This window comes from Streptomyces sp. GL_148, from assembly GCF_057834205.1.
This window is the reverse complement of the sequence record NZ_CM174396.1, coordinates 3,305,013-3,317,864: the sequence shown is the minus strand read 5'-3', so window position 1 is coordinate 3,317,864 and position 12,852 is coordinate 3,305,013. Positions and strand designations below refer to the sequence as shown.

The following is a 12,852-nucleotide window of genomic DNA, read 5'->3' as shown; positions in this document are numbered from 1 at the left end:
CCGTGCGCAGACATGAGCCGCCGTCAGGGGCCGAAGGTCACGAATTGACAGCGATGCGCGTTTTCAACCGGCATAAAACGGCAGTCGGCGCCCGGATTCTGGACGAGCCCTTCCGCTGAGCGAACCCGCTCGCTACTGTCCCCGCATCGAACGCCCCGTGGCAGCGCCGCCGCGGGAGCGCAGCCGGTGCCATGGCCGCTACCGGCGGCCTCTCCGTGCGTCGCCGAGGGACCGGCGGCGCTATCCCCAGAGAGTCACCGCCGCCCACCGAAAGAGGGAGAGGCGTCGTGACCGCGGAAACCTCCCAGACTCTCGACCGAGGACTCCGAGTTCTCAAACTGCTCGCCGACACCGACCACGGTCTGACCGTCACCGAGCTCTCCAACCGCCTCGGTGTGAACCGCACCGTGGTCTACCGCCTCCTGGCCACCCTCGAACAGCACGCCCTGGTCCGCCGTGACCTCGGCGGCCGCGCCCGCGTCGGGCTCGGAGTGCTGCGCCTGGGCCGCCAGGTGCACCCGCTCGTGCGCGAGGCGGCGCTGCCCGCGCTGCGCTCCCTCGCCGAGGACATAGGCGCCACCGCGCACCTGACCCTCGTGGACGGAACCGAAGCGCTCGCCGTGGCGGTCGTGGAGCCGACCTGGACCGACTACCACGTGGCCTACCGGCCCGGCTTCCGCCATCCGCTGGAGCGCGGGGCAGCCGGCCGGGCCATCCTGGCCGCCCGCCAGGGCACGCTCGTCGAGCCCGGGTACACGCTCACCCACGGGGAGCTCGAAGCGGGCGCCAGTGGTGCCGCGGCGCCGCTCGTGGGCATCACCGGGCTGGAGGGCAGCGTGGGCGTCGTCATGCTGGCCGACGCCGTGCCCGAGCGGGTCGGACCGCGCGTCGTGGACGCCGCCCGAGAGGTTGCCGACGCCCTGCGCTGAGCCGCCGAGCACCTGTGGACACCGAGCCGCGCCCCCGACCACAGGGGGCGCGGCTCGACCCGTTCGGGGGCGCCCGCGCTAGATTGACCCGGTGCTCTCTCGCCTCACACGTCTGCCGCGCCCCGCCGCCCTCGCCGTCTGCGCCGTGCCCGTGCTCGCGCTGTTCGCCGTCGCGGCCCTCGCCCCGCTGCCCTTCGTGATCGCGCAGCCGGGCCTCACGGCCGACGTGCTCGGCTCCCGTGACGGCAAGCAGGTCATCTCCATCACCGGGGCCCCCACCCGCGAGACCACCGGGCAGCTGAGGATGACCACCATCCAGGCCACCGGCCCCTCCACCTCCGTCACCCTCCCCGCGCTGGTCGGGGACTGGTTCGACACCACCCGGGCGGTCCTGCCCAGGGAGTCGGTGTACCCCTCGGGCGGAAGCGACAAGGAGATCGCGGAGCACAACCTGGAGGAGATGACCACGTCGCAGGACATGGCCTCCGAGGCCGCCCTCGGCTACCTCCACAAGGACCCGAAGGACGTCAAGGTCGAGCTGAACCTCGCCGACGTCGGCGGCCCGAGCGCCGGACTGCTCTTCTCGCTGGGCATCGTCGACAAACTCGACGGGAACGGCAGCGGCGGCGATCTCACCGGCGGCAAGACCATCGCCGGTACGGGCACCATCACCGCGGCCGGCGAGGTCGGCGCGGTCGGCGGGGTGGCCCTGAAGACTCAGGCCGCGCGGCGCGACGGGGCGAGCGTGTTCCTCGTACCGGCGAAGGAGTGCTCGGACGCCGAGTCCGAACTCCCCGAGGGGCTCCGGCTGGTCCCCGTCACTTCGCTGACGGATGCGGTGAACGCGCTGCGGGCTCTGCAGAAGGGCGAACCGGTTCCGTCCTGCTGAGCCCGGAGGCCGACTCCATGCTCCGCCAGGACGGGAACACCAGCGGGGAGAGCGTGACGAGGAAGTACACGCCGTCGAACGCCAGCAGCGCCCGCGTCGCCCCGAAGCCGTCGACCAGCAGCCCCGCGGCCAGCCCGCCCAGTGGCATCGTCAGCTCGCAGCCGGCCGTGGTCACGCCCGCGACCCGGCTGCGCAGGGCGTCGGGGACCTTCTCCAGCATCACGGTTGTCAGGATCGGGTTGAGCACGCCCGCGCCCAGCCCGGACAAGGCCATCGTCACCGCGAGCGGCAGCGGGGTGTCGGTGAAGGCGGCGACCACGAAACGCGGTGCCCCACACAGCAGGAACGCCGCGGCGAACACGGCCCTACGGGAGAACCGCTCGCCCCAGGCTCCGTAGAGCAGGGCACCCAGCAGCGCGAACCCGCCGAAGAGGGCGATCATCAGGCCGAGCGCGGCGGCTCCGCCGAGGACGTCACGGCCGTGCACGGGCAGCAGGACCGAGGCCCAGCCCTGGTCGAGGCCGTTGGTCATCATCACCATCACCGTGATGCCCAGCAGCAGCCGGGCCCGGGTCAGGAACCGCCAGCCCTCGGCGAGTTCGGCCCGGTAGCCGGCCAACGACACCTTCCCGGCGGCGCGCTGCGGCTCGGCCGCGGGTATGCCGCGCAGGAACGCGGTGACCAGTAGCGCGGAGGCGCCGAAGGTGGCCGCGTCGAGGAGCAGGACCGACTCGGCGCCGATCGTGGCGATCAATACGCCGGCCAGCGCGGCCCCGATCATGCGGGCTCCGCGCGAGACGGCGTCGTAGAGGCTGGCGGCGCGGGCGACGGTGGTGCCGGCGTGCTCGGCGAGATGGGGGAGCAACACGTAGCGCGCGGTCAGTCCGGGGGTGTGCACGAGGCCGCCGACGGCCATCAGCGCGCACAGCATCCAGAACTCCAGCAGCCCGGCGTAGTGCAGCAGCGGGATCGCGCCCACGGACAGCCCGCAGACCAGATCGGAGACGGCGGAGACCCGGCGGCGGCCGAGCCGGTCGATGACCGGGCCCCCGACCAGGGCGGCCACCACGACGGGCAGGGTGGCGCAGAATGCGACGATCCCGGCCCGGCCGGCACTGTCCGTGGTCTTGAGCACGAACCACGGGACCCCGATGAGGGTCAGCGAACTCCCGGCTATCGAGATGGTGTTGGCGAGCAGGACGGCGATGAAGGGGCGACGGCTCACGCGATGCCGCCGTGCGGGCGCGAGGTTCGGGTGGTGCGGCTGATGCATGCGTGCAGGTGCGCGGGCTGGATCAGGCGGATGCCGAGCGCGATCAGGCTCTCGCCGAGCCGGTTGCGCAGGGCGGGGGCGCGCAGGTGGGGAACGTAGGAGACGTGAGGTGCGGCCTCCCTCGCGAGGCGCCAGGCGGCGACCTCGGCGGTGCGGGTGGCGTGGATCTCGGCGTGGTTTTGGGCATGGCTGAAGGCGTGCACGGCAGGACTCCTTCTGCGAAAGGTGGTGTGGAGGGTGCTGCTGGGTGGCGCTACTTGGTGTGGACCGGGAAGGCGTGCGTGTGGAAACGGACCGTCTCGGTGCCCTCCGAGGCCGGCAGATCCCGGTAGCTGTTGATCAGCTCGTGGACCTTGTTGACCAGTTCGAGGTTCTGCCCGGGGGTCAGGTGCAGGGTGAAGTCGCTGAGTTCGGAACTCCGGCGCCACTCCACCGACCAGGTGTGTGCTTCGCCGAGCCAGGAGGACAGCTCCTGTTCGTGGATCTTCACGATCTCCGCGAGGAAGACCTCCGCGGCGCCGCGCGTGGCGGGGTCGGTGTCGTAGATCAGCGCCTCGTCGGCGATGGTGCCGTCCTGGGACGTCCGCCACCAGCGCTCACGGCCCTTGCCGTGCTCGGGGGCGTCCTCGACGAACCCGTGCGCGGCGAGCTGGCGCAGGTGGTAGCTGGTGGCCCCGCTCGATTCCCCGAGCCGCTCCGCGAGTTGCGAGGCGGTGGCCGGCCCGTGCAGGCGCAGGCTGCTCAGCAGGCGGATGCGCAGCGGATGGGCCAGGCCGCGCAGGGAGTGCGGGTCGAGCTTGCGGACCTTCGGTTCGGTCGGGTTCTGGGAATCTGCGTTCTCATCGGGCATGCCCCAACAGTAGAGTTGCAAAGAAGCTTATGCAAGAGGTTCTTTGCAACTACTTCTTTGCATCCACTCCTTTGGAATGATGCCCGTGCGTCACCCCTCCTTGATGAACCCCTCCGCCACCAGCCAGTCCTTCGCCACCTCGTGCGGATCCTGCCCGTCCACATCCACCAGTGCGTTGAGCCGCTGCGCCGTCTCCGTCGTCAGCCGCTTCGACAGGGGGTCCAGCAGGCCGGCGATCGCCGGGTACTTCTCCAGCGTTTTCGCGTGCAGTTCCGGCGCCGCGTTGTAGTTGGGGAAGAAGTGCCGGTCGTCGGTGAGGGTGTCCAGGTCCATGGCCTTGATCCGGCCGTCCGTGGTGAAGGCCTCGCCCAGCAGGCAGGAATCGGACTTCGAGACCTGCGTGTAGATGATCCCGGCGTCCATCTTCATGACGTTGCCCGCCGGGATCTTCATCCCGTAGGCCTTCTCCATCCCCGGCAGCCCGTCCTCCCGCGAGGCGAACTCGTTCTCCACGCAGACCGTCACCGCCTTGGGGTCGCGCTGCGACAGCGCCGCCACGTCCGACATGGTCTTCAGCCCGTACTTGGCGTTGTTCTTCTTGCTGATGGCGAGCGTGTAGGTGTTGTTGAGCGTGGACGCGGGCAGCCAGGCCACGCCGTTCTTCACGTCCGCGTCCCGGACCGCCTCCCACTGCGCGTACGGGTCCGTGATCGGCTTGTCGTTGCCCAGGTAGGTGATCCACGCCGTGCCCGTGTACTCGTACATGGCGTCCGCGTCGCCCTGGACGATCGCCTCGCGGGCGCTGATCGAACCGGGCAGGTTGGTGCGGTCCAGCACCTCCGCGCCGGCCGCCTTGAAGATCAGGCCGATCATCTGGCCGAGCACGATGTTCTCGCTGAAGTTCTTCGAGGTGACCGTGAGCGAGGCGCCCTTGAGGGGCTGCCCCTGGCCGACCGAGCCCGGCAGGACGTCGTCGACCATCGGGGACCCGCTCTTGAGCCCGCAGCCCCCGAGCGCGAGCAGGGGCAGCAGGGCCGCGCAGGCCGCGGCCGTCCGTACGGCGGGGGAGAGGGAGAGCTTGGCCATCTACGCCTCCAGCCCGCGCGGGGTCAGGACCGTCTCGGCCAGGGAGGCCAGCCAGTCCATGAACAGCGCCAGCTCCACCGTCAGTACCGAGCCCAGCACCAGCACCGGCATCCGCTGGGTCTGGATCCCGGAGGTGATCAGGTCGCCCAGGCCCCCGCCGCCCCCGAAGGTGGCCAGGGTCGCGGTGCCGACGTTGAGGACGAGGGCCGTCCGTACGCCCGCCAGGATCAGCGGGACGGCCAGGGGCAGTTCCACCTTCATCAGGGTCCCCATGGAGGACATCCCGATCCCGCGCGAGGCCTCCACCAGCTGCGGGTCGATCCCGCGCAGCCCCGCGACGGTGTTGGACAGCACGGGCAGGGCGGCGTAGGCGACCATGCCGATGATCGCCGTCGAGGGACCGATGCCGAGCCAGATGACCAGCAGGGCCAGCAGTCCGATGGCCGGGGTGGCCTGGCCGATGTTGGCGACGGCGGTGACCAGCGGGGCCGCCCGGCGCAGGCCGGGGCGGGTCAGGGCGATGCCGAGCGGGATCGCGATGACCAGCACCCAGAAGGTGGAGATCGCGGTGAGCTGGACGTGCTGCCACAGCCGGAGCTGGACGTTGCCGTCCTTGAGGGAGTTCTCGGCGATCGTGTCGAGGGTGGCGTTGGTGATCCACAGGTACGTGGCCAGCAGCATCAGCGCCAGCACGATCGGCAGGGTCACCAGCCGGGCCCAGGTGAGGCGGCGCCCGGGGCGGGGCGGCGCGATGGAGGTCATCACCTCCTCGCCGGGCTCGGGCTCCTCGGGATCGCGGAAGACGTGGCCCCCCAGCTCGTGCTCGCCGGGCGGGCGTTCGGGGGAGACCGGGTTGCGCGGGCTCATGAGCCCTCCGCAGGGTCCCGGAGCCCCTCAAGGTCCCGCTCGACGCGGTGGTGGCGCAGCTCCTCCAGGTCGTGCGCGTGCTCGGCGGCCGTCAGCCGGTCGGCCTCCAGCATCTCGTGCACGGAGTTCATCAGGGTCTCCATGTCCACGACGCCGATGTACTCGCCGCGCCGCCCGGTGACGGCCACCCGGCCTCCGCTGTCGGTGAGTACCGCCTCCAGGGCGTCGTGCAGGGTCGCGTCCCGGGTCACCGTGTCGTGCACGAGCTGGCCGACCCGGGCGAGGGAGCCCTTGGCGCGCATCAGGTCCCCGCGGCGCAGCCATTTGTACGGGCGGCCGCGCCGGTCCAGCATCAAGAGCTCGTTGCCCTGACCGGCGCGCAGGGTGTTGAAGATCTGCTGGAGCGGGTCGTCCACGGACACGGTCGGGAACTCGGCGATCTCCACGTCCCGCACCCGGGTGAGGTTGAGCCGCTTGAGTGCCGCTCCGGCGCCGACGAAGCCGGAGACGAAGTCGTCGGCGGGGTTGGTGAGGATCGCCTCGGGGGTGTCGAACTGCGCGATGTGCGAGCGCTCCCGCAGGACGGCGATCCGGTCGCCCAGCTTGATGGCCTCGTCGAAGTCGTGGGTGACGAAGACGATCGTCTTGTGCAGCTCGTGCTGGAGCCGGATCAGCTCGTCCTGGAGGTGGTCGCGGGTGATGGGGTCGACGGCGCCGAAGGGCTCGTCCATGAGCAGGACGGGCGGGTCGGCGGCGAGCGCCCGGGCCACGCCCACGCGCTGCTGCTGGCCGCCGGAGAGCTGGCGCGGGTAGCGGCCGTGGAACTCGCGCGGGTCCAGGCCGACCAGGTCGAGCATCTCCTCCACCCGGTCCTTCACCCGGGACTTGGACCAGCCGGTCATCTTCGGGACCAGGGCGATGTTCTCGGCGACCGTCATGTGCGGGAACAGCCCGGAGGACTGGATCGCGTACCCGATCTTGCGGCGCAGTTTGACCGGGTCCATGTCGGTGACGTCCTCGTCGCCGATGCGGATCCGGCCCGAGGTGGGCTCGATCAGCCGGTTGATCATCTTGAGGGTGGTGGACTTCCCGCAGCCGGAGGGGCCGACGAAGACCACCAGCTCGCCCGCCTTGATCTCCATCGAGACGTCGTCGACGGAGGGGTTGGGGCTGCCGGGGTAGCGCTTGGTGAGGTTCTCCAGCTGGATGGTGGCGCCGGAGGCGGCGGCAGGCTGAGGGCTCGCTGCAGGCTGAGGGCTCGCCGCGGGTAGCGGGCTGTGCGTCGGCTCGGACGTCGGCTCAGACACGGATTCCCCTCGGGATGGTGAGACGGCCGAGCAGGACGTACGCGGCGTCGAAGAGCAGGGCGAGGATGACGACGCCGAGCGTCCCCGCCAGCACCTGGTTGATGGCGTTGGCGCTGCCGAGCGAGGCGATCCCGCGGAAGATCTCGTTGCCCAGGCCCGGCCCGGAGGCATAGGCGGCGATGGCCGCGATGCCCATCAGCATCTGCGTGGAGACCCGGATGCCGGTCAGGATCGGCGGCCAGGCGAGTGGCAGTTCCACCTTCAGCAGCTGGGCGGTGCGCGACATCCCGATGCCCTTGGCCGCGTCGACCAGGGCCGGATCCACTCCGCGCAGCCCCACGATGGAGTTGCGGACGATGGGCAGCAGTCCGTACAGCGTCAGGGCGATCACGGTCGGCGCGACGCCGAGGCCGACGATCGGGATCAGCAGGCCGATCATGGCGAGGGAGGGGATGGTCAGCACCGTGGAGGTGGAGGTGACCGCGAGGTTCCCGGCCCAGCCGCTGCGGTAGGTGAGGACGCCGATGGCGACGCCGAGGGCGGTCGCGATCACCATGCACTGGAAGACGATGCTGGCGTGCTGGAAGGCGTCGGTGAGGAGCTGCTGGTGGCGGTTGGACAGGTAGGCCCAGAAGCTCACGCCACGTCACCTCATCCGTCTCATCCGTCTCGTCCGCCGTTTCCGCGGGTCGGTCGGCGCATCAGTCGGCGCATCAGTCGTCAGTCGTCCTCGGCTGCCTGTTCGACCAGGGGGATGATCCGCAAGGGCACGGGATTCTCCATGACAATCGCCGTCGAAGCCCGAACAATGCCATCAAACGCGACAACTCGGTCGATCACCCGTTGAAGGTCCGCGTTCGACCGGGCCACCAGCCGGCACAGCATGTCCCCGTGCCCGGTCGTCGTGTGCAGTTCCAGCACCTCCGGCACCCCGTCCAAGTGGGCCCGTACGTCCGCGCCTTGCCCCTGTTTGATCTCCAGCGTGGCGAAGGCCGTCACCGGGTATCCCAGGGCCGCCGGATCCACCTGCGGACCGAACCCCCGGATGACTCCGTTCGACTGAAGCCGGTCCAGCCGGGCCTGCGCGGTACCGCGCGCCACGCCGAGCCGGCGCGAGACCTCCAGGACCCCGATCCGGGGCTCGCGGGCGAGCAGGACGATGAGCCGGCCGTCGAGTTCGTCGATTCCCATGGGTGCCTCCGGGGTGGTCGATCGGTGGTCATAGTGCACAGATATCCCAGCCATGGTCGGCTCAGAGTGGGCAGTCTGTACAGCGGAAATGGAAACTATTGCGCAGCTTGTGGAACGGCGGGACTCTGCCGTCATGACTGAGACCCAGCCGCTCGACGCCGCACCCAGCACCGCCGCCAAGGCCGATCCCTTCCCCGTGAAGGGCATGGACGCGGTCGTCTTCGCCGTAGGCAACGCCAAGCAGGCCGCGCACTACTACTCGACCGCCTTCGGCATGAAGCTCGTCGCCTACTCCGGACCGGAGAACGGCACGCGCGAGACGGCCAGCTACGTCCTGACCAACGGCGGCGCGCGGTTCGTCCTCACCTCCGTCATCAAGGCCTCCACCGACCGAGGCCGCTTCCTCGCCGAGCACGTCGCCGACCACGGCGACGGCGTCGTCGACCTGGCCATCGAGGTCCCGGACGTGAAGGCGGCCTACGCCTACGCCGTCGAGCACGGCGCGCGCGGCCTGGACGAGCCGTACGAGCTCACCGACGAGCACGGCACGGTGCGGCTGGCGGCGATCGCCACCTACGGCCAGACCCGGCACACCCTCGTCGAGCGCGGCGACTACACCGGGCCCTACCTGCCCGGCTTCGTCTCCGTCGCCCCGATGGTCGAGCCCCCGGCCAAGCGCACCTTCCAGGCCATCGACCACTGCGTGGGCAACGTCGAGCTCGGCCGGATGAACGAGTGGGTGGCCTTCTACAACAAGGTCATGGGCTTCACGAACATGAAGGAGTTCGTGGGCGACGACATCGCGACCGAGTACTCGGCGCTGATGTCGAAGGTCGTCGCGGACGGCACCCTGAAGGTGAAGTTCCCGATCAACGAACCGGCGATCGCGAAGAAGAAGTCGCAGATCGACGAGTACCTGGACTTCTACGGCGGCGCCGGAGTCCAGCACATCGCGCTCGCGACGAACGACATCGTCAGCACGGTCCGGGCGATGCGGGCGGCCGGTGTGGAGTTCCTGAACACCCCGGACTCCTACTACGACACCCTCGGCGAGTGGGCGGGCGAGACCCGGGTCCCCGTCGAGACCCTGCGCGAGCTGAAGATCCTCGTCGACCGCGACGAGGACGGCTACCTGCTGCAGATCTTCACCAAGCCGGTCCAGGACCGCCCGACGGTCTTCTTCGAGATGATCGAGCGCCACGGGTCGATGGGCTTCGGCAAGGGCAACTTCAAGGCCCTGTTCGAGGCGATCGAGCGGGAGCAGGAGAAGCGGGGCAACCTGTAGGTTGCGGAGCTCGGGCTCCCGGCCCGGCGGAGCCGGGGTTCCTGGGGCTCCGCCCCAGACCCCGCGCCTCAAACGCCGGCGGGGCTGAAATGGCGCTGCGCGCCATCCAGCCCCGCCGCAGGGCACGGGAAGCACCTACGGCTACGGCTTCGGTTTCGGCTTGGCGACCGGCTTCGCCTTCGGGAGTTCCGGGGCCACCCACGGGCTGGTGGGCTGCATGTTCTCCGGGCCGCCCGCCGCGGGCTTGCCGATCGTCGCCAGGGCCTCCTTCGCCAGCGGCGCCCGTACCGGGGAGAACCGCGGGTTCGTCCGCAGCGCCTCCTCCAGGTGCCGCCGCGCCCCGGCCACGTCGCCCAGGCCGCGCTCGATGACCGCCCGGTGGTACGAGAACTCCGCGAGCCGCAGTCCCTGCTCGGTGGCCTTCTTCGCGTACTCCAGCGCCGCCGCGTCGTCGCCCGTCTTGTGCAGCGCCCATCCCAGCGCGTCCGCCACCGGCAGGCTCTTGTGCCGGGCCCACTCCGCCGTGAGGCGCCGTACGGCCGCCGTCGGGTCGCCGTGGTCCGCCTCGAACCGGCCCAGGAGCAGCTCCTCGTTCACCCCGCTCCGGGCGGCCTGCGCCGCGAGCCCGTCGTACACCGCCTTCGCCTCGTCGCCCCGGCCCAGCGACTCCAGCAGCTCGCCCAGCTCCAGCGACAGCGCCGGCACCGCGGCCCGCCCCAGTGCCATCCGGTAGTCCCGTACGGCCTCCCCGCCGCGGCCCAGCGCCGCCAGCACCCGCGCCCGGCCGCCCAGCGCCTGCGCCTGCGCCGGATCGGTGCGCAGCGCGGCCTCGTACTGCTTCAGCGCCTCCGCGTCGTCGCCGCGCTCCCACGCCAGCTCCCCGAGGCGGAACAGCACGTACGCCTTCTCCGCCGGGGCCTTCGCCGCGCCGCCCGCGTGCTCCATGGACATGGCCGCGTCCTCGCGCCAGCCCCGGTCCCGGTACACCTGCGAGGCCTTCATGAAGGCCGCCAGCCCCGGCCGCAGGTCCACCAGGCGCTCCATCGCCTTCTCCGCGGCCTTGTAGTCGCCGAGGCCGCCGTACGCGTCCACGAGCACCGGGTACGCCGTCCACCGCTTCGGCGCCTGCGCCCGTACGAGCTCGCCCCACTTCTTCCCGGTCCCGAAGTCCCGCCGGGCGTTGGCCAGCGTGCCCATGCCCGTCATCGCGTCGAAGTTGCCCTTCTCGGCCGGGCGCAGCTCCAGCGAGCGCTTGAGCGCGCCCTCCGCCTTCGGGTACCAGGCGGGGTCGGCCGTCCGCCGAGCCTGCTCCAGGTACGCCGATCCCAGCACCGCCCACGAGGCCTCGTCGTCCGGGTGCCCCGCGACCCAGTCCTCCCGGTCGGCGACCAGCGCCGACAGGTCCACCGCCGCCACCGGCGCCCCCATGCCGACCGCCGCCCGGGCCCGATCGCTGGGCCCCGGCGGGCGCGCGTCGTCGCCCGTGCGGGCCGGCCGGATCAGCAGGGCCCCGGCGATCAGGACCACCAGGGCCGCCGCCGCCACGAGCGTCTTGCGGCCGGTGAAGGTCACGGGCGGGGCAGCCTGCTGATGCCTCTCATGGGAGAGGGGGGCCTGGGAGAGGGGGGCTGCCTCACGCAGAGGGTCCATAGGGTCCATGGGGTCACTGTGCGTCAATATGAAGAGCGCGCCGAGGTGTCCGAAGAAGGTCGCGGGCGTGTTCACACCGATGGCCCCGACTGTCACGCTGGCACCATGGCTGACGATGTTGACGACGTTTCCGCCCCGCCCCGCGCCGCGCTGGACACCTCCCGGCTCCACGCGCTGCTCCTGGAAGGCCTCCCGCCCGAGGCCCTGCTCACGGACCCGCAGGTGACCGCCTCCTACGCCACCGACATGGCCAGCTTCTGCGCCGCGGGCACCCCGGCCGCCGTGGTCCTGCCCCGCACCGTCGAACAGGTCCAGCACGTCCTGCGCACCGCCCACGCGCTCCGCGTGCCCGTGGTCCCCCAGGGCGCCCGTACCGGCCTGTCGGGCGCGGCCAACGCCTCCGACGGCTGCGTCGTGCTCTCCCTGGTGAAGATGGACCGGATCCTGGAGATCGACACCGTCGACCGGATCGCCGTCGTCGAACCGGGCGTCGTCAACGCCGTCCTCTCGCGCGCCGTCGCCGAGCGCGGACTGCACTACCCGCCGGACCCCTCCAGCTGGGAGCAGTGCACCATCGGCGGGAACATCGGCACCGCCGCCGGCGGTCTGTGCTGCGTCAAGTACGGGGTCACCGCCGAGTACGTCCTCGGCCTCGACGTGGTCCTCGCCGACGGCAGGCTCCTGCAGACCGGCCGACGCACCGCCAAGGGCGTCGCGGGGTACGACCTCACCCGCCTGTTCGTCGGCTCCGAAGGCAGCCTCGGCGTCGTCGTCCGGGCCGTCCTCGCACTGCGCCCGGCCCCGCCCCGCCAGCTCGCGCTCGCCGCCGAGTTCCCCTCCGCCGCGGCCGCCTGCGCAGCCGTCTGCGCCGTCATGGAGGCCGGTCTGACGCCCTCGCTGCTGGAGCTGATGGACCGTACGACCGTCCGCGCCGTCAACGCGCTCGGCAAGATGGGCCTGCCCGACACCACCGAGGCCCTGCTGCTCGCCGCCTTCGACACCCCGCACGCGCCCGAGGACCTGGCCGCCGTGGGATCGCTCTGCACCGCCGCCGGGGCGAGCGCCGTCGTACCGGCCGAGGACGCGGCGGAGTCCGAACTGCTCCTCCAGGCCCGCAGGATGGCCCTGCCCGCCCTGGAGGCCCTGCGGCCCGCGACGATGATCGACGACGTGTGCGTCCCGCGCACCCGGCTCGCCGAGATGCTGGACGGGACCGCCGCCATCGCCCGTACGCACGACCTGCTCATCGGGGTCTGCGCGCACGCCGGCGACGGGAACACCCACCCCATCGTCTGCTTCGACCCGGCCGACGAGGACGAGACCCGGCGGGCCCGCGCGTCCTTCGAGGAGATCATGGCGCTGGGACTCGAACTGGGCGGGACCATCACGGGCGAGCACGGGGTCGGCGTCCTGAAGAAGGACTGGCTCGCCCGCGAACTCGGCCCGGTGGGCCTGGAGATGCAGCGTGCCGTCAAGCACGCCTTCGACCCGGAGGGACTGCTGAACCCGGGCAAGCTCTTCTGAG

General features: G+C 71.3%; 13 protein-coding genes. 4 read left to right on the top strand and 9 right to left on the bottom strand.

Annotated features, from left to right (window positions below):
* Positions 1 to 287: 287 nt before the first annotated feature.
* Both AC3IYI_RS15135 and AC3IYI_RS15130 read left to right on the top strand, forming a co-directional pair.
* Entirely contained in the window at positions 288 to 929 is a 642-nt protein-coding gene (locus tag AC3IYI_RS15135; RefSeq protein ID WP_489410676.1) for an IclR family transcriptional regulator, read from the top strand.
* A gap of 91 nt (positions 930 to 1,020) precedes the next feature.
* The gene (locus AC3IYI_RS15130) at positions 1,021 to 1,818 is read left to right on the top strand and encodes a S16 family serine protease (protein WP_489410675.1); all 798 of its coding nucleotides are present in this window, start codon (positions 1,021 to 1,023) and stop codon (positions 1,816 to 1,818) included.
* On the opposite strand, the gene AC3IYI_RS15125 is transcribed toward AC3IYI_RS15130, so the two are convergent.
* From AC3IYI_RS15125 to AC3IYI_RS15090, 8 genes are all read right to left on the bottom strand, one after another.
* Positions 1,748 to 3,091, bottom strand: coding sequence for an MFS transporter (locus AC3IYI_RS15125; protein ID WP_489410674.1), 1,344 nt, complete (start codon positions 3,089 to 3,091; stop codon positions 1,748 to 1,750). The two genes, AC3IYI_RS15130 and AC3IYI_RS15125, sit on opposite strands and share 71 nt — an antisense overlap.
* Positions 3,040 to 3,294 carry a hypothetical protein gene (locus AC3IYI_RS15120; protein WP_489410673.1) on the bottom strand — a complete coding sequence of 85 codons (255 nt, stop codon included), beginning with the start codon at positions 3,292 to 3,294 and terminating at the stop codon, positions 3,040 to 3,042. Before AC3IYI_RS15120 ends, AC3IYI_RS15125 begins: the two co-directional genes overlap by 52 nt.
* A 50-nt stretch (positions 3,295 to 3,344) precedes the next feature.
* Positions 3,345 to 3,941, bottom strand: coding sequence for an ArsR/SmtB family transcription factor (locus AC3IYI_RS15115; protein WP_489410672.1), 597 nt, complete (start codon positions 3,939 to 3,941; stop codon positions 3,345 to 3,347).
* A 90-nt stretch (positions 3,942 to 4,031) separates the two neighbouring features.
* On the bottom strand, positions 4,032 to 5,027 hold the full coding sequence (locus tag AC3IYI_RS15110; RefSeq protein ID WP_489410671.1) for a glycine betaine ABC transporter substrate-binding protein: 996 nt from the start codon (positions 5,025 to 5,027) through the stop codon (positions 4,032 to 4,034).
* Positions 5,028 to 5,894 (bottom strand): ABC transporter permease, encoded by an 867-nt coding sequence (locus AC3IYI_RS15105; protein ID WP_489410670.1) that lies wholly within the window; start codon positions 5,892 to 5,894, stop codon positions 5,028 to 5,030.
* The gene (locus tag AC3IYI_RS15100; protein WP_489411537.1) at positions 5,891 to 7,102 is read right to left on the bottom strand and encodes a betaine/proline/choline family ABC transporter ATP-binding protein; all 1,212 of its coding nucleotides are present in this window, start codon (positions 7,100 to 7,102) and stop codon (positions 5,891 to 5,893) included. Before AC3IYI_RS15100 ends, AC3IYI_RS15105 begins: the two co-directional genes overlap by 4 nt.
* Before the next feature lie 91 nt (positions 7,103 to 7,193).
* Entirely contained in the window at positions 7,194 to 7,841 is a 648-nt protein-coding gene (locus tag AC3IYI_RS15095; protein ID WP_489410669.1) for an ABC transporter permease, read from the bottom strand.
* Between the two features lie 80 nt (positions 7,842 to 7,921).
* On the bottom strand, positions 7,922 to 8,392 hold the full coding sequence (locus tag AC3IYI_RS15090; RefSeq protein WP_112448141.1) for an Lrp/AsnC family transcriptional regulator: 471 nt from the start codon (positions 8,390 to 8,392) through the stop codon (positions 7,922 to 7,924).
* 133 nt (positions 8,393 to 8,525) lie between these two features.
* Here AC3IYI_RS15090 and hppD point away from each other — a divergent pair, with 133 nt between their 5' ends.
* Positions 8,526 to 9,677, top strand: a complete 1,152-nt coding sequence (gene hppD / locus AC3IYI_RS15085; RefSeq protein WP_489410668.1) for a 4-hydroxyphenylpyruvate dioxygenase — start codon at positions 8,526 to 8,528, stop codon at positions 9,675 to 9,677.
* 141 nt (positions 9,678 to 9,818) lie between these two features.
* Here hppD and AC3IYI_RS15080 read toward each other — a convergent pair whose 3' ends face one another.
* A complete protein-coding gene (locus AC3IYI_RS15080) occupies positions 9,819 to 11,249 on the bottom strand; it encodes a tetratricopeptide repeat protein (protein WP_489410667.1) in 1,431 nt (476 codons plus the stop codon).
* Positions 11,250 to 11,432: 183 nt separating this feature from the next.
* Here AC3IYI_RS15080 and AC3IYI_RS15075 point away from each other — a divergent pair, with 183 nt between their 5' ends.
* Complete coding sequence (locus AC3IYI_RS15075; protein WP_489410666.1) at positions 11,433 to 12,851, top strand: FAD-binding oxidoreductase; 1,419 nt, start codon at positions 11,433 to 11,435, stop codon at positions 12,849 to 12,851.
* Position 12,852: the final 1 nt, after the last annotated feature.